General features: G+C 61.7%; 19 protein-coding genes and 1 pseudogene. 14 read left to right on the forward strand and 6 right to left on the reverse strand.

The genetic code is table 11. From position 1 onward, the window contains the following. Nucleotides 1-141 precede the first annotated feature (141 nt). From HB630_RS04340 to HB630_RS28210, 3 genes are all read left to right on the forward strand, one after another. Nucleotides 142-1,338, forward strand: a complete 1,197-nt coding sequence (locus HB630_RS04340) for a TrmJ/YjtD family RNA methyltransferase (protein ID WP_213770266.1) — start codon at nucleotides 142-144, stop codon at nucleotides 1,336-1,338. A 75-nt stretch (nucleotides 1,339-1,413) separates the two neighbouring features. Further along, nucleotides 1,414-1,896 carry a cyanase gene (cynS, locus tag HB630_RS04345; RefSeq protein WP_213770267.1) on the forward strand — a complete coding sequence of 161 codons (483 nt, stop codon included), beginning with the start codon at nucleotides 1,414-1,416 and terminating at the stop codon, nucleotides 1,894-1,896. Nucleotides 1,897-2,119: 223 nt separating this feature from the next. Then, nucleotides 2,120-2,506 carry a hypothetical protein gene (locus HB630_RS28210; RefSeq protein WP_218625994.1) on the forward strand — a complete coding sequence of 129 codons (387 nt, stop codon included), beginning with the start codon at nucleotides 2,120-2,122 and terminating at the stop codon, nucleotides 2,504-2,506. A 38-nt stretch (nucleotides 2,507-2,544) separates the two neighbouring features. Here the strand turns inward: HB630_RS28210 and HB630_RS04355 are convergent, their stop codons facing one another. Further along, nucleotides 2,545-2,868: a DUF1476 domain-containing protein gene (locus tag HB630_RS04355; RefSeq protein WP_213770269.1), complete on the reverse strand. Its 324-nt coding sequence runs from the start codon at nucleotides 2,866-2,868 to the stop codon at nucleotides 2,545-2,547. Nucleotides 2,869-3,197: 329 nt separating this feature from the next. Here HB630_RS04355 and purC point away from each other — a divergent pair, with 329 nt between their 5' ends. From purC to HB630_RS04375, 4 genes are all read left to right on the forward strand, one after another. After that, entirely contained in the window at nucleotides 3,198-3,965 is a 768-nt protein-coding gene (gene purC, locus HB630_RS04360) for a phosphoribosylaminoimidazolesuccinocarboxamide synthase (RefSeq protein WP_008974302.1), read from the forward strand. A gap of 7 nt (nucleotides 3,966-3,972) precedes the next feature. Further along, on the forward strand, nucleotides 3,973-4,215 hold the full coding sequence (gene purS / locus HB630_RS04365) for a phosphoribosylformylglycinamidine synthase subunit PurS (RefSeq protein ID WP_213770271.1): 243 nt from the start codon (nucleotides 3,973-3,975) through the stop codon (nucleotides 4,213-4,215). Nucleotides 4,216-4,218: 3 nt separating this feature from the next. Continuing rightward, nucleotides 4,219-4,920 carry a phosphoribosylformylglycinamidine synthase subunit PurQ gene (gene purQ / locus HB630_RS04370; RefSeq protein ID WP_213770273.1) on the forward strand — a complete coding sequence of 234 codons (702 nt, stop codon included), beginning with the start codon at nucleotides 4,219-4,221 and terminating at the stop codon, nucleotides 4,918-4,920. A gap of 195 nt (nucleotides 4,921-5,115) precedes the next feature. Then, entirely contained in the window at nucleotides 5,116-6,720 is a 1,605-nt protein-coding gene (locus HB630_RS04375; protein ID WP_213770275.1) for an ABC transporter substrate-binding protein, read from the forward strand. Between the two features lie 32 nt (nucleotides 6,721-6,752). Here HB630_RS04375 and HB630_RS04380 read toward each other — a convergent pair whose 3' ends face one another. Continuing rightward, complete coding sequence (locus HB630_RS04380) at nucleotides 6,753-7,232, reverse strand: PaaI family thioesterase (protein WP_213770277.1); 480 nt, start codon at nucleotides 7,230-7,232, stop codon at nucleotides 6,753-6,755. Nucleotides 7,233-7,411: 179 nt separating this feature from the next. Here HB630_RS04380 and purL point away from each other — a divergent pair, with 179 nt between their 5' ends. Then, nucleotides 7,412-9,631, forward strand: coding sequence for a phosphoribosylformylglycinamidine synthase subunit PurL (gene purL, locus HB630_RS04385; RefSeq protein WP_249780632.1), 2,220 nt, complete (start codon nucleotides 7,412-7,414; stop codon nucleotides 9,629-9,631). Between the two features lie 130 nt (nucleotides 9,632-9,761). On the opposite strand, the gene HB630_RS04390 is transcribed toward purL, so the two are convergent. Then, nucleotides 9,762-10,373 (reverse strand): TetR/AcrR family transcriptional regulator, encoded by a 612-nt coding sequence (locus HB630_RS04390; protein ID WP_213770279.1) that lies wholly within the window; start codon nucleotides 10,371-10,373, stop codon nucleotides 9,762-9,764. 127 nt (nucleotides 10,374-10,500) lie between these two features. On the opposite strand from HB630_RS04390, the gene HB630_RS04395 reads away from it, so the two are divergent. The 3 genes from HB630_RS04395 to HB630_RS04405 all read left to right on the forward strand — a co-directional run bounded on the left by HB630_RS04395 (nucleotide 10,501) and on the right by HB630_RS04405 (nucleotide 12,198). Continuing rightward, nucleotides 10,501-10,881: a DUF4267 domain-containing protein gene (locus tag HB630_RS04395; RefSeq protein ID WP_213770280.1), complete on the forward strand. Its 381-nt coding sequence runs from the start codon at nucleotides 10,501-10,503 to the stop codon at nucleotides 10,879-10,881. 1 nt (nucleotide 10,882) lies between these two features. Beyond that, nucleotides 10,883-11,203 (forward strand): DoxX family protein, encoded by a 321-nt coding sequence (locus tag HB630_RS04400; RefSeq protein WP_213770281.1) that lies wholly within the window; start codon nucleotides 10,883-10,885, stop codon nucleotides 11,201-11,203. Between the two features lie 179 nt (nucleotides 11,204-11,382). Next, nucleotides 11,383-12,198, forward strand: coding sequence for a helix-turn-helix transcriptional regulator (locus HB630_RS04405; RefSeq protein ID WP_213770282.1), 816 nt, complete (start codon nucleotides 11,383-11,385; stop codon nucleotides 12,196-12,198). A gap of 90 nt (nucleotides 12,199-12,288) precedes the next feature. Here the strand turns inward: HB630_RS04405 and HB630_RS04410 are convergent, their stop codons facing one another. The 3 genes and pseudogenes from HB630_RS04410 to HB630_RS04420 all read right to left on the reverse strand — a co-directional run bounded on the left by HB630_RS04410 (nucleotide 12,289) and on the right by HB630_RS04420 (nucleotide 15,632). Further along, nucleotides 12,289-13,482 carry a TCR/Tet family MFS transporter gene (locus tag HB630_RS04410; protein ID WP_213770283.1) on the reverse strand — a complete coding sequence of 398 codons (1,194 nt, stop codon included), beginning with the start codon at nucleotides 13,480-13,482 and terminating at the stop codon, nucleotides 12,289-12,291. Nucleotides 13,483-13,537: 55 nt separating this feature from the next. Further along, a pseudogene (locus HB630_RS28735) lies at nucleotides 13,538-14,482 on the reverse strand (NADP-dependent oxidoreductase). 4 nt (nucleotides 14,483-14,486) lie between these two features. After that, on the reverse strand, nucleotides 14,487-15,632 hold the full coding sequence (locus HB630_RS04420) for an FAD-dependent monooxygenase (protein ID WP_213770285.1): 1,146 nt from the start codon (nucleotides 15,630-15,632) through the stop codon (nucleotides 14,487-14,489). 89 nt (nucleotides 15,633-15,721) lie between these two features. Here HB630_RS04420 and HB630_RS04425 point away from each other — a divergent pair, with 89 nt between their 5' ends. The 3 genes from HB630_RS04425 (at nucleotide 15,722) to HB630_RS04435 (ending at nucleotide 18,021) form a co-directional block, all read left to right on the forward strand. Continuing rightward, nucleotides 15,722-16,351, forward strand: a complete 630-nt coding sequence (locus HB630_RS04425; RefSeq protein WP_213770286.1) for a TetR/AcrR family transcriptional regulator — start codon at nucleotides 15,722-15,724, stop codon at nucleotides 16,349-16,351. 177 nt (nucleotides 16,352-16,528) lie between these two features. Next, on the forward strand, nucleotides 16,529-17,269 hold the full coding sequence (locus tag HB630_RS04430) for a class I SAM-dependent methyltransferase (protein WP_213770287.1): 741 nt from the start codon (nucleotides 16,529-16,531) through the stop codon (nucleotides 17,267-17,269). Between the two features lie 83 nt (nucleotides 17,270-17,352). Beyond that, the gene (locus HB630_RS04435; RefSeq protein WP_213770289.1) at nucleotides 17,353-18,021 is read left to right on the forward strand and encodes a siderophore-interacting protein; all 669 of its coding nucleotides are present in this window, start codon (nucleotides 17,353-17,355) and stop codon (nucleotides 18,019-18,021) included. Nucleotides 18,022-18,078: the final 57 nt, after the last annotated feature.

An 18,078-nucleotide genomic window follows, 5' to 3' on the forward strand; every position in this document is an offset into this window, starting at 1 on the left:
CAAAAAGGCCGCTAAACCGATTATTCCGCTTGAGAAATCCCACCGCTCAGGCAATCGGGTAGCAGCGAAACAAGCGGCGGAAATCCGGCTCGTCGGAATCGGCTGCCGCGCCTTCAAAATTGATTAAGGAAATGGAGCGAGATGTCGGGTACCGACAAGACCAAGACGGGCGTCGATCTCATCGGTCCCGTGGTCATCCTGGTCGAGCCGCAGCTTGGCGAGAATATCGGCATGGCCGCGCGGGCGATGGGTAATTTTGCCCTGACGCGGCTGCGGCTGGTCAAGCCCCGCGACGGCTGGCCGAATATCGCCGCCCAGCGCGCGGCTTCCGGCGCCGATCACATTCTGGATCGGGCCGAGCTGTTCGACACCGTCGAGCAGGCCGTTGCCGATCTCACGCTGCTGTTCGCCACCACCGCCCGCGCCCACGACCAGGCCAAGCCGGTGGCCGCGCCGGACGCCGCCGCGCGGGAGATCGCGGGGCATGTCGCGGCCGGTGGCGGCGCCGGCATCCTGTTCGGCCGCGAGCGCTACGGATTGCAGAACGAGGAGGTCGCGCTCGCCAACCGTATCATCACCTTCCCGGTCAATCCCGGCTTCGCCTCGCTCAACCTGGCGCAGGCGGTGCTGCTGATCGGCTATGAATGGTTCAAGCTTTCGACCGGGGGCGGCCTGCCATTCGCGATGCCGGAACGCTCCGAACCCGCCTCGCAGTACCAGATGCAGGCGTTCTTCGACAATCTGGTGCGCGAACTCGACAAGGTCGAATTCCTGCGGCCGGCCGAGAAGCGCGACACCATGCTGGTCAATCTGCGCAACATCTTCACCCGAATGGATCCGACCAAGCAGGACATGCACACGCTGCACGGCGTGGTAATGGCGATCGCCGAGGGACGCAAAGGTCCGGCCAAGGGCGGCGTGCTCGATGGCGAACAGGCGACACGGCTGCGCGCGCTGCTGGCCGAGCACGGGCAGGGCACCGCCCCCTCGGAAAGCAGCACCGTGCGCGGGCTGGCGCGGCTGCTGCGGCGTAACCCGACCGATGCCGAACGGATTTTATGGCAGGCGCTGACAAAGGATCGCCGCTTCGCCGGACAATTCAAGCGCCAGACCCCGGTCGGGCGGCACATCCCGGATTTCGTCTCCTTCGTGCAGCGGATCGCGATCGAGCTGGTCAACCCCGGTGAAACCGAAATGATCGTCAAGGACCGCGCGATGCGGCAGGTCTGGCTGGAACAGCGCGGCTATCGTGTGCTCGACATCGAGGCTGCCGCTGTCGAGCGCGATCTCGCCGGAGAGCTCGAGCGGCTGCAATCAAGCCTCGAGGATGGCCGCTGACGGTCTTCGTTTCCTGCTGTCCTGGCATACTCCTTGCGTGCGAAAGCCTTGCGTCAAGCGCCAGGGAGAATGCCCATGCAACGATCCGACCTCACTGAAAAACTGCTCGATATCAAGCGCGAGAAAGGCTGGAGCTGGAAATATATCTGCGAGACGATCGGCGGCAGTTCCGAAGTCCTGATCGTCGGCGCCGTTCTCGGCCAGATGAAATTGACAAAACCGCAGGCCGCCAATGCCGGCGAGTTGTTCGGCCTTTCCAAATCCGAGATCGCGATGCTCAACGAAGTGCCGATGCGCGGCATGCCGATGCCGCCGACCGATCCGCTGATCTACCGTTTCTACGAACTGGTGATGGTCAACGGCCCGGCCTGGAAGGCGCTGATCGAGGAGGAGTTCGGCGACGGCATCATGTCGGCGATCGATTTCGACATGGCAATGGAGCGTTTGCCCAATCCGAAAGGCGATCGGGTCAAGATCACCATGTCCGGCAAATTCCTGCCGTACAAATATTACGGTGCCAGCGGCAACGTGCCGGAATACGGCTTCAAGGAGGAATGATCGCGCCGCTATAGCATTTTCGAGCGAGCTCGATTCCGGTTCGCGTTGAAGAAAACGCATCAAAACAAAAAATAGAGCTTCGGTTCTGATTCAATCAGAACCGATGAGGCTCTAGTTAATGCGGCATGAAACGGCGGGACGGCTTTTCCAGGTGAGGCTTTGCAAAACTGCAACCTGAGATCGATAGAGTGCAGGCCATCGTTTCAGCCGGAGAGTTTTTCTCATGACGTCCAAGCTTTCGCTCCTGACCATCGCCGTCCTGTCGTCCTTGCTGGTGCCTGCCGCCGCCCAGACGCCGGGGCAGCGCATCGTCATCGAGCAGCCTTCGTCGCCATTCCGCCAGGAGGGATTGGTCCGGGTCCAGACCAGCATCAATTTCTTTGTCGCCGGCCCCACCGGAGAGAGTGAGGAGGCGCAAAAGTCACGCGATAATGCGCGCCGCGTGATCTATCAAATGGCGGCCCATGAATGTGATCTGCTGCGCGAAACCCTCGCCAAGGATTGCCATCTCGAATCGATCAACGACAATATCGGCCGGCAGTTCGGCTTGCAGCAGCCGGAAGGCTACACTGTCAACGGATCGATGAATTTGCAGATCACGCTGAAGTAAGCGCGGGAAAGCAGGCGCAAGTTCGCGACGGCGGCGCGCTACTTGCCCGCCTTCACCTGTGCGACGGCCAGCGCCATCAGCTCGTCCATTTTGGCGCGAATCTGCTGTTCCGAAACGGCAATGCCCTTGGCGGCGAGGTCGGCCGTGACCTTGTGGACCACGTCGTGGTCGCCGGCTTCCTGGAAATCGGCCGCGACGACTTCTTTCGTGTAGGATGTGGCCGCGTCGCTGGACAGGCCAAGCTGTCCGGCCACCCACAGTCCGAGCAGGCTGTTGCGGCGGGCCTCGGCCTTGAATTTCAGTTCCTCGTCGTGCGCAAACTTCTGCTCGAAGCCTTCTTCGCGCCTGTCGAATGTGGTCATGGCCGGGTTCCGATGCTCAATCGAGGCGAGCGCGGCCTCATTGCGGCAGCTCGCTCTGATGCCTAGATAACCTGTCTGAACCGTTAAGATAAAGCGCCGTAAGGCCGCAGGTAAAGCGTCAGGGAGCCAGGACGGCGGGGCGGTATAAGTTGGCCCAGAAGGGCCGGATCGATTGTGCTGCATGGGCCAATCGGATAGGTTGCCAAGCAGGTTCGGTTCTTGTTCTGTTTCCTGTCCCGGGCCTTCACGGCAGCTCCGTCGTGGGTCGTAAACCTTGTCATCCGGAGCACACCAATCGCATGGATTTCAACAAAACACGGTACATCCCAATGAGCCGTCGACGCCGCATTTATGAAGGCAAGGCCAAGGTTCTCTATGAAGGACCGGAGCCGGGAACCCTGATCCAGCACTTCAAGGACGACGCGACCGCGTTCAATGCCAAGAAACACCAGGTGATCGAGGGCAAGGGCGTCCTCAACAACCGGATTTCGGAGTACCTGTTTCAGCACCTCAACGACATCGGGGTGCCGACCCACTTCATCCGCCGTCTCAACATGCGTGAGCAACTGATTCGCGAGGTTGAGATCGTGCCGCTGGAGGTGGTGGTGCGGAATGTGGCGGCGGGATCGTTGTCGCAGCGGCTCGGCATCGAGGAAGGTACCCAGTTGCCGCGCTCGATCATCGAATTCTACTACAAGAACGACCAGCTCAACGACCCCATGGTGTCCGAAGAGCACATCACCGCGTTCGGCTGGGCCACGCCGCAGGAAATCGACGACATCATGGCGCTGGCGATCCGCGTCAACGACTTCCTGACCGGGCTGTTTCTCGGCATCGGCATCCGCCTTGTCGATTTCAAGATGGAATGCGGGCGGCTATTCGAGAACGAGATGATGCGGATCATCGTGGCCGACGAGATTTCCCCCGATTCGTGCCGGCTGTGGGATATCAAGTCGAACGAGAAGCTGGACAAGGACCGCTTCCGCCGCGACCTCGGCGGCCTCCTGGAGGCCTACACCGAAGTCGCCAAGCGGCTGGGCATTCTGATGGAAAACGAACGCCCCGCCGGCTCTGGACCGGTGCTGGTGAAGAGCTGAGGGCCCCGTGAAAGCGCGTGTCACTGTTACCCTCAAGACCGGCATCCTCGATCCGCAAGGCAAGGCCATCGAAGGAGCGCTGAAATCGCTCGGCGTCGATGGCGTCGCCAGCGTGCGTCAGGGCAAGGTGTTCGACATCGAGCTCTCCGGCTCCGACAAGGCCAAGGCCGAGGCGGCGCTGAAGCAGGCCGCCGACAAGCTGCTCGCCAATACGGTGATCGAGAATTACCGGGTCGAGGTTTTGGGCTAACCGATGAAATCCGCCGTCCTTGTCTTTCCCGGCATCAATCGCGAGCGCGACATGGCGCGCGCGTTGAAACTGATCTCCGGCCATGAGCCGGCGATGGTCTGGCACGCCGAGACGTCGCTGCCCAAGGGGACCGATCTCGTGGTGGTGCCCGGCGGCTTCTCCTACGGCGATTATCTGCGTTGCGGCGCGATCGCCGCGCGTTCGCCGGTCATGGATGCGGTGCGCGCGTTTGCCGCCGGTGGCGGCCTCGTGCTCGGCGTTTGCAACGGTTTTCAGATCCTGTGCGAGTCCGGTCTGTTGCCCGGCGTGCTCATGCGCAATGCGGGGCTGAAATTCATCTGCCACGACGTGCATCTGCGGGTCGAGCGTTCGGACACGCCGTTCACGCGCGGCTACAATGCCGGCCAGGTGATCCGCGTCCCGGTCGCGCATGGCGAGGGCAATTACGAGGCCGATGAAGAAACGCTGAAGCGGATCGAGGGCGAGGGCAGGGTGCTCTATCGCTATTGCTCGCCCGAGGGCGTCGTCGACGAAGGCTCCAACATCAACGGCGCCGCGCATGCGATCGCCGGCATCGTCAGCGAGCGCGGCAATGTGCTGGGTATGATGCCGCATCCGGAAAACCACGTCGAAGACATCATGGGCTGCACCGACGGCCGCGGCCTGTTTGCAGGCCTGGTCGCGCATCTGGAAAAAGCGGCATAGCGTTTCCGGACGCCTCCCGCCCCGACGCGCAAATATCCGCGTGCAAGTACCCGCGGCGCGCAGGCGTCCCGACATGCAAACGTCATGTTGCCCGCGCGACAATGGCCCGCGAATGCCGGGCCTCGACGGCTCCGGCTGGCCTGAAACTTGCTCCTGAACTGCCATTCGCCGAATGCGGATTGGACAGGAGTTATCATGCTTTTTCGTAAGGTTTGCGGCACCCTCGCGCTCGCAGCCGCTTTGTTGAGCGGCAGAGCTGCGGTGGCCGAAACGACGCTGCGCATCGCGATGACGGCCGCCGATATCCCGACGGCAACCGGGCTGCCCAACAACGGCTTTGAAGGAATGCGCTTCCTCGGCTACCCGATTTTTGAAGGGCTGGTGTTGTGGGATTTGACCCGAACCGACCAATTGGCGGGGTTGCGTCCCGGACTTGCGGAGAAAATGGAGCAGGATCCGGCCGACACCAAGACCTGGATCTTCCATCTGCGTCATGGGGTGAAATTCCATGACGGCACGGATTTCAACGCCGATGCCGTGATCTGGAATCTCGACCGCTATTTCAATAATGCGAGTCCGCAATTCGAGCCGCCGAGTTCGGCGATGACGCGCGCCCGCGTCCCGTTGATGGAGAGCTACAAGAAGATCGACGACTACACCGTCGCCATCACGACGACGCGGCCGGCCTCCTATTTCCCCTACATGATGGTCTATGTTCTGTTCACCTCGCCGGCCTCGTTCGAAAAGGCGGGGCACGATTGGGCCAAGGTCGCGACCCTGCCGGCGGCCGGCACCGGGCCGTTCCGCATCACCAAGATCGTGCCGCGGCAGGAGGCCGATCTCGCGCGCTGGGACCAGTATTGGGACAAGGCCAAGATGGCGAAGGTCGACAACGTCGTGCTGATGCCGATCCCGGAAGCGAATTCGCGGCTGGCGGCGCTGCGCTCCGGCCAGGTCGACTGGATCGAAGTGCCGCCGGCTGACGGCATCGATTCGCTGAAAGCGGCCGGCTACACCATCACGACCGGCTCCTATCCGCATGTCTGGCCATGGTTCTACAACATCGGCGCGGCCAACAGCCCGTTCAAGGATGTCAGGGTCCGGCAGGCCCTGAACTATTGCATCGATCGCGAAGGGCTGGTCGCCTTGCTCAATGGAACGGCGGAGCCTTCCGTTGGCTGGCTCAAGGCGAGCGATCCCGATTTCGGATCGCCGGTGAACCACTACAAGTTCGATGCCGCCAAGGGCAAGGCGCTGCTGGCGGAGGCCGGCTATACCGCGGCGAAGCCCTTGTCATTCAAGGTGCTGATTTCGAATTCCGGCTCGGGGCAGATGCTGCCCTTGCCGATGAACGAGTTCCTGCAGCAGAACCTGAAAGAGGCCTGCGGGGTCAATGTGGATTTCGGCGTGGTCGAATGGCAGGTGCTTCTGACGGCCGCGCGCGCCACGCCGGACAGCCCGAGCCTGCAAGGCGCGATGGCGCTCAACATCAGTTCGCCGTCGTCCGACGGCAGCCTTATGGCGCGCTATTTCTCATCCGCCAATTTTTCGCCGAACGGTTTCAATTTCGAGCAGTGGAAGGACGACGAGTTCGATACCGCCCTGAAAACGATCGAAGTCTCCACCGACCCGAAAGCGATCTCCGCGGCCTATCGCAAGGCGCATGAACGCCTCGTCGACAATCCGCCCTGGCTCTATATCGTCCACGACCTCAATCCGCGTGCGATGAGCCCGAAGGTCAAGGGTTTCATCTCGCCGCAGTCGTGGTTCGTCGACCTGACCCTGGTCAGCATGCAATAAAGCGAAACAGGACGATCGAGGCGGCGCGCGGCTTATGCGGAAGCCGCGCCCGCGTTGCGGCGCTTCACCCGCTTGATGGTCGCGGAGAAGGTAAGGAGCGGGCGCTGGCCCGACCTCAACACCCCGCGCAGGAAGATCAGCGAGCCGCCGGCGCGGGTGACTTCTCCGTCACATTCGATCAGTTCGCCTTCGCGCGCGGCATCGAGAAATTCGCTGGAAAACGACACCGTCACGCCGGGCCCCTCGAGCAGGGGCGAGGCGATAGCGAACAGGCAGTAGTCCGCGAAGGTCATGAAGCAGCCGCCGTGGACGTTGCCCATGCCGTTGAGATGTTTCTTTTCGACCCGGAAGGCGCAGTACACGCGGCCGTCGTCGCCCATCCGGTGCCAGAACGGCCCATTGTGGGATTCAAAGCTGTCGCGGCGCCAGGTTCGCCAGCCGGCGAATTCGCCCGATGTTTCGACATGCGGGTCGGGCCGGTTGCGATATGCGGTTGGGATCAGATCATCCACGCGACAGGGCCTTGGTTTGAGGGTTTCAGTCCTTAAATCCGATCTGTCCGCGATGCGCAAACCGGCCTGTTGCGGGTTGCGCCCGTAAAACTCTGGACAGCGTGAAATTGCGCCAAAAAGGCCTTTTCCCGCTGGTCCGATCTCCCTAATAAGGGATTTTAATGGCCCCAGATCGCCTCATGAACGAACCGCAAATCACCTCGGAACTCGTCGCCAGCCATGGGCTGAAGCCGGACGAATATCAGCGCATCCTCGAGCTGATCGGCCGGGTGCCGAGCTTCACCGAGCTCGGGATTTTCTCGGCGATGTGGAACGAGCATTGCTCGTATAAGTCCTCGCGCATCCATCTCAAGGGGCTGCCGACCACGGCGCCGTGGGTGATCCAGGGGCCGGGCGAGAACGCCGGCGTCATCGACATCGGCGACGGCCAGGCGGTGGTGTTCAAGATGGAGAGCCACAACCATCCGAGCTATATCGAGCCCTATCAGGGCGCGACCACCGGCGTCGGCGGCATCCTGCGCGACGTCTTCACCATGGGCGCGCGGCCGATCGCCTGCCTCAACGCGCTGAGTTTTGGGGCGCCGGAGCATCCCAGGACGCGGCACCTCGTCTCGGGCGTGGTCGCCGGTGTCGGCGGTTATGGCAATTCGTTCGGCGTGCCGACCGTGGGCGGGCAGGTGCGTTTCCACACCCGCTATGACGGCAACATCCTGGTCAATGCGATGGCGGTGGGATTGGCCGACGCCGACAAGATCTTCTATGCGGCCGCGTCCGGCGTGAACATGCCGATCGTCTATCTCGGCTCCAAGACCGGCCGCGACGGCATTCACGGCGCCTCGATGGCGTCGGCCGAATTCGACGATGATTCTGCCGAGAAACGCCCGACCGTGCAGGTCGGCGATCCCTTCGCGGAAAAGCTGCTGCTGGAAGCCTGCCTCGAAATCATGGCTGCCGATTGCGTGATCGCGATCCAGGACATGGGTGCGGCGGGGCTGACCTGTTCGGCGGTGGAGATGGGCGCCAAGGGCGATCTCGGCGTCGACCTCAATCTCGATCGCGTCCCGACCCGCGAAACCGGCATGAGCGCCTATGAGATGATGCTGTCGGAAAGCCAGGAGCGGATGCTCATGGTGCTCAAGCCCGAGAAAGAGAAAGAAGCCGAAGCGATCTTCCGCAAATGGGGGCTGGATTTCGCCGTGGTCGGCTACACCACGCCGAGCAAGCGCTTCGTGGTGAAGCATGGCGGCGACGTCATGGCCGACCTGCCGATCAAGGAATTGGGCGACGAGGCGCCACTCTATGACCGGCCGCATGTGCCATCGCCGCGGCAGCCCACGATCCGCGCACAGGACGTGAAGCCGCCGATCGGCATCGCGACCGCGCTGGAAAAACTGATTGGCACGCCCGAACTATGCTCAAAACGCTGGGTCTGGGAGCAGTACGATCACGTCATCCTCGGCAACACCGTGCAGCGTCCCGGTGGCGATGCTGCGGTGGTGCGCGTACAGGACGGCCCGAAGGGACTGGCGCTGACCGTCGACGTCACGCCGCGCTACTGCGAGGCGGACCCGTTCGAGGGCGGCAAGCAGGCGGTGGCCGAAGCCTGGCGCAACATCACCGCGGTCGGCGGCCGGCCGCTCGCGATCACCGACAATCTCAATTTCGGCAACCCGGAACGGCCCGAGATCATGGGCCAGTTCGTCGGCTGCCTGAAGGGTATTTCGGAAGCCTGCCGCGCGCTCGACTTCCCGGTCGTGTCCGGCAACGTCTCGCTTTACAACGAGACCAACGGCCGCGGCATCCTGCCGACTCCCTCGATTGGCGGCGTCGGCCTGCTCGACGATTTCACCAAATCCGCGACGCTCGCCTTCAAGGCCGCGGGCGAGGCGATCCTGCTGGTCGGCGAGACGCAAGGCTGGCTCGGGCAGTCCGTCTATCTGCGCGACGTCTGCGGCCGCGAAGAGGGCGCGCCGCCGCCGGTCGATCTCGCGGCCGAAAAACGCAACGGCTGCGTGGTGCGCGGCATGATCCACGCCGGCACCGCCACCGCCGTGCATGACGTTTCCGATGGCGGGCTTTTGGTTACCCTGGCGGAGATGGCGATCGCGGGCGGCATCGGCGCGCAATTGCTTGCAGCGCCGGCGTCGATCGTGCCGCATGCGTATTGGTTCGGCGAAGACCAGGCGCGCTACGTCGTCACGGTGCCGGCGCAGGAAGCCGGTCTGGTGCTGGCGAAAATGAAGGGCGCCGGCGTAGCCTGCGTGCGGATCGGCACCACCGGAGGTGAGGCGATCGCCGTTGCGGGCGAGCCGGCGGTCGCGGTGACGTCGCTTGGCGCGGCCTTTGAACGCTGGCTACCCGCTTACATGAGCGGTGCGAACCAGGCTGTAGACTCATAAGCGCGCAGCCACAGCCGCATTGAGGCGAGTTGAACCATGGCAAGGAAGTTGACGGCGAACTTGTCGTAGCGTGCGGTGATATACGGCGAAAGTGGTTCAGCCTGGAGCGCGTCATGATGCGCCAAAGCAGTCATTCGACTGAATGATGTGAGCCGCGAGCAGGCGAGCTGCTTCCGGAAAGTACGATCGCCCGAACAACGAGTGTGATGCGTTCGCCGCGCATGCTGGGCCTAATTCGGCCTGAACGTTCGAGTTCAGCGAGCCCATGAAGGGCGGCCCAAAAAGTCTCGGTCACGACAGCTACATCGACGCAAAACGGCGTTACGACTGCGGCAAGTGCTTCGAAAGCGGCCCGTAGTTCCGGTCTGGTTCCAGCTTCGGCGAACCGCAAATCCGTCGGGAGGATAAACATGGCCGCGTAGAGTGCAGGACGACTTAGCGCAAAGGCGAGATAGGCCATAGCGACATTCTCGAGGGCGTTTCGTGGTCCGCTCGATCCGCTTGCCGCTTCCCGAAGAGCCGCTGTGATTTCCTGAAAACCCTCGACTGCAACGGCTGCAACAATCGCATCCCTGTTCTCGAAATGCGAATAGAGGACCGGTTGGCTATATTCGATTTCTTCGGCCAGGCGGCGGATTGTAACGGCATCCCATCCTTCGCGCTCTGCGATCACGCGCGCGGCCGCGACAATGCGATACTCGCGCTCAGCCCGCTCCCTGCTTTTCCGCTCGGCGATACCCAATCCTCGATCTCCCAGACCTAGAAGGCCACATGCCTCGGATTATACCTATGCTTGACAATCTAGCAACGATAGATTAGTAAACGTAGCAACGATAGTTTATATTATTTTGATAGAATAGGGCGATCTGATGCATTGGCTTGCGCTCGGAACGGCGTTGCTCCTGGCTTTCGCAATTATCGCGATCGGCACCGGATATGTCGCGAGCCCGACGACCGCGACACGCAGTTTCGGCCTGCCGCTCCCTGAAAACGGCACCAACATCGCATGGTGGCTTCGCCTCAAGGGGGTGCGCGACATTGTATCGGGATTGACCGTACTGGCGTTCGTGGCGTGGGGCGCCCCGCGCGGGGTCGGCATCGTCCTGCTTGTTGAAGCCATCATCCCCCTCGGCGACATGCTGCTCATTCTTGCGGCGAAAGGCTCCACTAAAAGCGCCTTCGGCATTCACGGCCTCACGGCGGTGCTTATGGTTTTGGCAGCCTTCCCCATGATGACGGGGACGCCCTGAGATGGTCCATGCTCTTTCAATCTGGCTGCTCGTTGCCGGCTTCTTTGGCGCCGGCGTCTTCAACACGATCAGCAAGCCCGGGACGCAGAGCGATTTCGCTCGGTGGGGTTATCCGCGCTGGTGGAGCATTTTTACGGGTGGACTGGAGATAATAAGCGCCGTTCTGATTGCGCTTCCTGTTAGTCGCGTTGTTGGCCTGGCGCTTGGGGCGGTAATCATTGCGGCTGCGATTTTGACTGTTCTACGCCACCGCGATTTTTCGCACCTTGTGCCGCTTAGTGTCTTTGTCGCCTTGATTGCGCTTGCAGAGATCTCGTCTTGAGGCCGACATCGCCAATCAGACTTCATGTCCGCTGTTCTGCCGAGTTGTCAGGAAACCGGACATTCCTGCTTTCCAGCCAATTCGGTCGTTACCGTTTATCGGCTCACGCCTTAGAATCTACCTAGAGTCTTATCGATTCTGATTGAATCAGAATCGATAAGGATCGATCGTCACCCGCCATGCCGTTCTACCAGCTCAACGAAGACGATCTCCGTCCCGATGATGATTTCGATCCCGAGGATGTGCCGCGCGCCCTTGCCGCTTTCGGCGGTACCATGGTCACCAAGGGCATGGAGCTGGCTATGCACGAGCATCGGAAGGCTGAGCTGGTCCTGACCCTGCGGGGCGTCGTCAGGTGCGAAGCCGACCAAGGCGTGTGGATCGTGCCGCCGCGCTGTGCGCTTTGGATACCCGGCAATGTTTCCCACGGCGTGACCGTCGCCGGAAATGTCGAGATGTATATCCTGTTCGTCGAACCGGATGCGGCGACGGCGCTGCCCAGGCAATGCTGCACGCTGTCGGTCTCGCCGTTGCTGGAGCGTTTGCTGCTGCACGTTACCCGGATGCCGATGCTGTACGATCTCGACGGCGCCGACGGCCGGATCGCCACGGTGCTGCTCGACCAACTGTCTGTGGCGCCCGTCGAGAATCTGAACTTCCCGATGCCGGCCGACGCTAAGCTGCGCAAGATCGCTGCCGCGATGATGGCCGATCCCTCCGATCGCGCGACCATCGACGAGTGGGGCCGGCGCATGGCGATCGCTCCGCGGACCTTGACCCGCGCCCTCAAGCGCGAAACCGGCATGAGCTTCGGCCGCTGGCGCCAGCAGCTCCACATCCTCATTGCGTTGCAGCGACTCGACCAAGGGGCGTCGGTCCAGACCGTGGCGCTCGATCTCGGCTATGAGGGCGCTAGCGCCTTCGTCACCATGTTCCGCAAGGCCCTGGGCAAGCCGCCCGCCCGCTATCTGGCGCAACGCCGCATCGCCGCCTGATCGCTGTCCGCCTTGCGGATCGCGATCGCGCTGATCGCCAAGTCGGGCCCCTACGACGTTGCCGACAATCCATGTTCAGGAAACGAAGCTCTATATTGTTGGGGCCGCTGCCGGTTTCTTAAAGCGTAAGCCGAGCACGAGGGGCACGATGATCGCGTATACGACGACGGCCGACAGCCAGATCGCGCCGGGCCATTGCTCTCTGACGACGAAATAGAAGCTCGAGAACGCAAGTGGGCAGACGATCGAGGCCAGGCTCACGGCCGATGCGAGCACGCCCTGAAACTGGCCCTGCTGGCTCTCATCGACCTGTCGCGTCGCCAGAGACTGCAGAGCCGGCGCGCCAATGCCGCCGAGGGCGAAAACCGGCATGATCGCGAAGATCATCCAGCTCCGGGTGGCGAAGGCCATGACGATCAGAGCGATGCAGGCGCCGGCGATGCCCGTCAGAATGGTCGCGCGTTCGCCGAGCAGCTTCACGGCAGGGCCGGTCAGGAATGCCTGGGAAAGCGTCTGGCAGACACCAAAGGTGCCGAGCGAAAGGCCGATCCAAAGCCCGTTCCACTGGAAGGTGTCGCTCCCCCAGAGAGCCCAGCAGGTGCCGTAGACCTCGCCGGTGGCGCTGAAGATGAAGAAGATGATGGTGATAGGCAGCAGGCTCGTCATCGAGAACACCCAGCGCAGCGGCCGCAGCGGGTTCAGCGCCGCCAGCTCGATTTTCTCCCGGGCAGGTATACGCGACTCCGGCAGCATGAAGAACGCCAGCAGGAGATTACAGGCATTCAGCACCGCCGCTGCAATAAAGGGCAGTCGCAGCCAATAGTCACCGAGGGCGCCGCCGAGGACGGGGCCGATGATGAAGCCGGTGCCGAACATGGCGTTCAAAAGGCCAAAGCGGCGCGCGCGCTTATCCTCAGGGGAAATGTCGGTGATGTAGGCGGTCGCCACAGAAGTGTTGGCGCTGGTCAGTCCGGCAATGGCGCGGCCGAGCAGCAACATCCAGAGATTGGGCGCAAAGGCCAGGAACAGGTAGTTGATGGCCGCGCCGGCGAGCGAGATCAGGAGCACGGGGCGTCGACCGAGCCGGTCGCTCAGCGAACCGAGCACCGGTGCGAAAATGAACTGCATGACCGCGTAGAGGGCAATCATGATGCCGATATAGGGCGCCACGTTTTCAGCGTGGGTTACGTCCTGCAGCAGCGAAGGCAGAATCGGAAAGATGAGGCCGATGCCAACGGCATCAAGGACAATGGCAGTGAAGATAACGACAAGCGCTCTGTTCATCGCGAACTCGGACTGTGGCGGAAAGGATCATCGTTCGGATCGCAGCACAGACCCGTCATCCGGCGCCGGGATGACGCAGCGACCGCGGCCTTTGGTCGATCACCGGCACCAGCCTGCCTCGAACGTGCCCGGACTCGCTGACGCGGTGCGCTTCCGAGATCCCGTCGAGGGGGTAGGTTCGCTCGACGGGAAGCCAGAAGCGCCCAGGTTCGATGAGTACTCCTATTTCGGTAAGCGCGTGAAAGGCGTGGCTTTGGAAGCCGTTGCTGAAGCGCACCCCGTGCTGTTTTGCTCCGTCGATATCGGCGAGCGTCACCACGTTCTTCGGACCGCCGGCGAGATCGATCAACTCGGGCAGCACGTCACTTCCGGCGACGTCGAGGGCGGCGTTGACGCCATTGGGCGCGAGGGTGCGGACTCGTTCGGCCATGCTTTAGCCGTACGTTACGGGCTCTGCGCCGAGCAGCCGAAGGTAGCCGTGGTTGGCGGTACTGGCTGTGCCGATCACGCGCGCGCCGCGGGCGACAGCGAGCTGAACGGCGGTGCTGCCGATCCCGCCTGCGGCGCCGTTGATGAGCAGGCTGATTCCGCGACCGACGCCGAGTGCGTCCAGGCTGCGCGTGGCCGTTTCGAGCGCGACGGGGAGGCCGGCGGCATCGACGAAACCGAGCGACGGTGGGATCGGCGCCCGATAGGTCAGCAGCGCCAGTTCGGCCGCTCCGGCGCCATCGTCGGAGACGCCGAATACCCGGTCGCCGACAGCGACATCTGTAACGCCTTTCCCGACCTCGTCGACGACGCCCGCCACGTCGCGGCCCGTCGTCTGCGGCAGCCCCGCGCCGAAACTCAGCACACCCTTGCGCAGCTTCCACTCGGTGGCATTGATGCCGGCCGCATGCACGGCGATCCGGATCTGTCCGGGACCGGGATGCGGATCGGGAAGATCCACGATCTCGAGAACCTCGGGACCTCCGAACCGGCTGAATTGCGCTGCTTTCATGAGCTTACCAGGGGTTCGGCTGAGTGTTCCGCTTGCGAATGGCTTCGTTCGTTTTCGGAATAAGCACGTCCAGGGTATTTACGGCGTTCGCTTGAACTTCTTCGATAAATGGACGGAAACTTTCGTTGTAATCCTGGAAGGCCAGTTCGAAGTTGCCGTGGTTTTTTTCAAACGCATCGGCCAACGCGGCAGCGCCAATGATTGCCAACGACCCGCCCATGCCTGCAGCCGGAGAGGCGCAGTAAGCGGCATCGCCGACAAGCACCACCCGGCCTTTTGTCCATGATGGCATTTTTATCTGATTGATTTTGTCGAAATAGAACGTCTTCGAGTTACTTACTTCTTTCAATAATTCCTGCGTTCTCCAGCCCTGTCCGGCGAACTGCTCGGAAATGATCTTTCGTTGTTGCTCCTGGTCGCGATAGTCGTAAGGAATCTCTTTTTCCGAGGAGAAGCAAAGAACGATGTCTGTTTTGTTATTGTAGGCATTAAGCATCACGGCTTTGCCTGGCAGATTATACATCTGCGTCGTGTTTTCCTTGATCAACAGCTTGTCGACGATCGTTATAGAGAAATACTGACCCAGAAAATGCGTATATTCAGCTTCGTCTCCGAATCGCAATTTTCGGACAAGCGAATGGTTGCCGTCGCAGCCGAATACCAAAGCAAACGAACGCTTCGAGCCGTCTTTGAAGGAAACATGGATGTCGTTTGCGGTTTCGTCCAAAGCTGCGATGCTGTTGTTGAAAACGAACTCCGCATCGTCTTTTACGGAATCGAACATCATATCCAGAAGTGTATCGCGTTCGATTTCCCAGCCATCGTCAGCGCGTGCGGCATCCGCCTGCGGCCGCATCGTCCCTTCCGTGACATCATCGGAGTTCTTGAATTCGATTCCTTCCATCTTCAAGCGGTTTGCTTGAACCTGCTCAAACAGGCCCATGCGCTTCAGGATGTCCTTGGTTTCCTCACCTATGTTTACGGGCGTACCGCCCTTCTTGAGGTCTTTCGCAATCTCGACAACCGTCACTTTGTAGCCGAGTCTGTTCAGCCAATACGCGGTTGCCAGTCCGGCAAAACTTGCCCCCGAAACGAGTACACCTCTGTTTGGCGTAGTTACCGCTGCAGCTTCCTCGGCTTGCTTTTCCATTTACCCCATCCCATCATGTATGCACACTATATATATACTTAATCATTTTATGTACTCAGTACATTAATGGAGGTTTTGGGAGCTTGTCAATGTCGGATCGCCGGACCCGTAAGCGCCTCGCCACGCGACAAGGTATCTCCGACGCCGCCACGCGCCTCTTCATCGAGCGGGGCTTCGATCATGTGACGGTGGACGAGATCGCGGCCGCCGCCGACGTCGGACGGATGACGGTGTTCAATCACTTCCCCCGCAAGGAGGACATGTTCTTCGACCGCGACGAAGAAGGCCGCGAGATGCTGCGCGAAGCCTTGCGGCAGCGTGATCCCGACGTCGCTCCAATCGAGACGTACCGTCTGCTCGCTCATCGGCTGATTGCGGGACGGAGCCCTGCCGTCGAATTTTCCGCCAGGAGCCAAGGCTTCATCGAGACGATCGCGGCCAGCGAAACCCTCAAGGCTCGGGCCAGGGCGATACGTGACGAACTCACGCAAGTCGTAGCGGTGGCGCTATCCGAATGTGTTGGGCGAGAACCTGCCGATCCCGACGCCTATCTGGCGGCGGGTCTGCTCCTGGCGACGTGGACCGTGGCCTTCATCCAGGCTCACCGGACCTTTCGACAGACGCGAGATACGGAGGAAGCGAGAGCCGCCTTTCTCGCTATCGTCGATAAGGGAAGCATCGGCCTGAAGGCCGCAATGGCGGGTACACCTTACGCCTGAGCAATCACCGCCGGCTTCATGATGCTTGGCGCATATCTTCGGTCGCCAAGGCCGTGACCGGAAATCGCAATATATTGTCCCGTTTGCGGAATGCGGTCAGACGGGCGATTCCGTATCCTGGTTCTGACGCTGACGCCAAACGTGGCGGCGGGCGCATTTCCCAAAGGAAACGGAAACGTGGATTCACTCAGCAGCGGCCCGGTCGCGGAAGTCCTCAAACGCCTGCATCAGGAAGCGGAAGCGGCCGATGCACGGCTGGCGCAAACCTATGCGAGCGAGGCGACCAGCCACGAACAGATAATCACGCAGTTCATCGACGCCGAGACCAGGGACCTGGAAGGGCTTTATCACGGCCTCGCCGGCAATTTCCTGAATGTCTCGCCGGAGTTCGGCCGCTTCCTCTACATGTGCGCCCGTGGCTGCAAGGCCCAGCGCATCGTCGAGTTCGGTTCGTCGATGGGGATTTCCGCGATCTATCTGGCGGCGGCGCTGCGCGACATGGGCGGCGGCCGCCTGATCGGCACCGAGTTCGAACCCGGCAAGGTCGAGCGCGCGCGGGCGAACGCCGCCGCCGCCGGGCTGGCCGACCTCGTCGAGTTTCGGGTCGGCGATGCGCGGGAAACCCTCAGACCCGGCGTCGGCGGCGATATCGACATGGTGATGCTCGACGGCGCCTTCACTCTCTATCTTCCCATCCTCAAGCTGCTGGAGCCCCATCTAAAACCCGGTGCGATCATCATCGGCGAGAATGCGTTCGCGGAGGCGGGCGGCTACATCGACTACGTCCGCGATTCCGAGAACGGCTATCTCTCATTGCCACTGTCGTTCAATCCGGGGCGCGGCAACGAACTCACGGTCAGGACGAAAGGACCCCGGCGGCTGCGAGTCGAAATCTCGGTGGAGGGAGCGAGCCTTTGACCCAAGCCGCCGACCGGCGACAAAATTCTGCGCCGCCGCTCGCCCCGCCGGGTCGAATCACGCGGACGTTGCTGCGATGGCTGATGCGCCCTGCGCGCGTTGCCGCAGTCGAGACGCTCTCGCCGCATTTTCGGCTGGTGGACCTGGAAGGCAAAGCGCTCAGGAACGTCGCATGGACAACTGGGCAAAAGGTCCAGATATCGATGGGCTCCGGCCTGAGCGCGCGGACCTATACACCGATGTCGTGGGACGCCAACAGCGGTAGGACACAAATGCTCACCTTCGCGCATGGCGACGGTCCCGGCAGCCGATGGGCAAGGGAGTTAAGCGAAGGCGATACCTGCCGGTTCTTCGGTCCGCGACGCTCGCTCGATCTGTCCGGCCTTGAATCGCCAATGGTCCTGTTCGGCGATGAAACCTCGTTCGGCCTGGCGGCGGCGCTTCGTGCATGCCCGCAGGCTGATGGTGCAGTCCATGTGTTCGAGGCCTCGAATGTCGCGGAGTCGCGGCAGGTAGCGGAAGCGATCGGCCTCGGCCAGACGACGCTGATCGAGCGCATCACCGGCGACGCCCATCTCGCCACGGCCGAAGCCGAGCTGTCGCGCCTAGCCGCAAGCGGCGCGCATTTCGTTCTGACAGGCAAGGCATCGTCGATCCAGCACGTCAGCCGGGCGCTGAAAGCAGTCGGCGTCGTATCCTCGCGGGTGAAGACCAAGGCCTATTGGGCGCAGGGCAAGATCGGGCTGGATTAGGTTTGATCGACGGAGCCTGCTGAGTCAGCGATCAGCTCGTTCAGGAGTCCTGAAGAT

Source organism: Bradyrhizobium sp. dw_78, assembly GCF_018449525.1.
Lineage (GTDB): Bacteria > Pseudomonadota > Alphaproteobacteria > Rhizobiales > Xanthobacteraceae > Bradyrhizobium.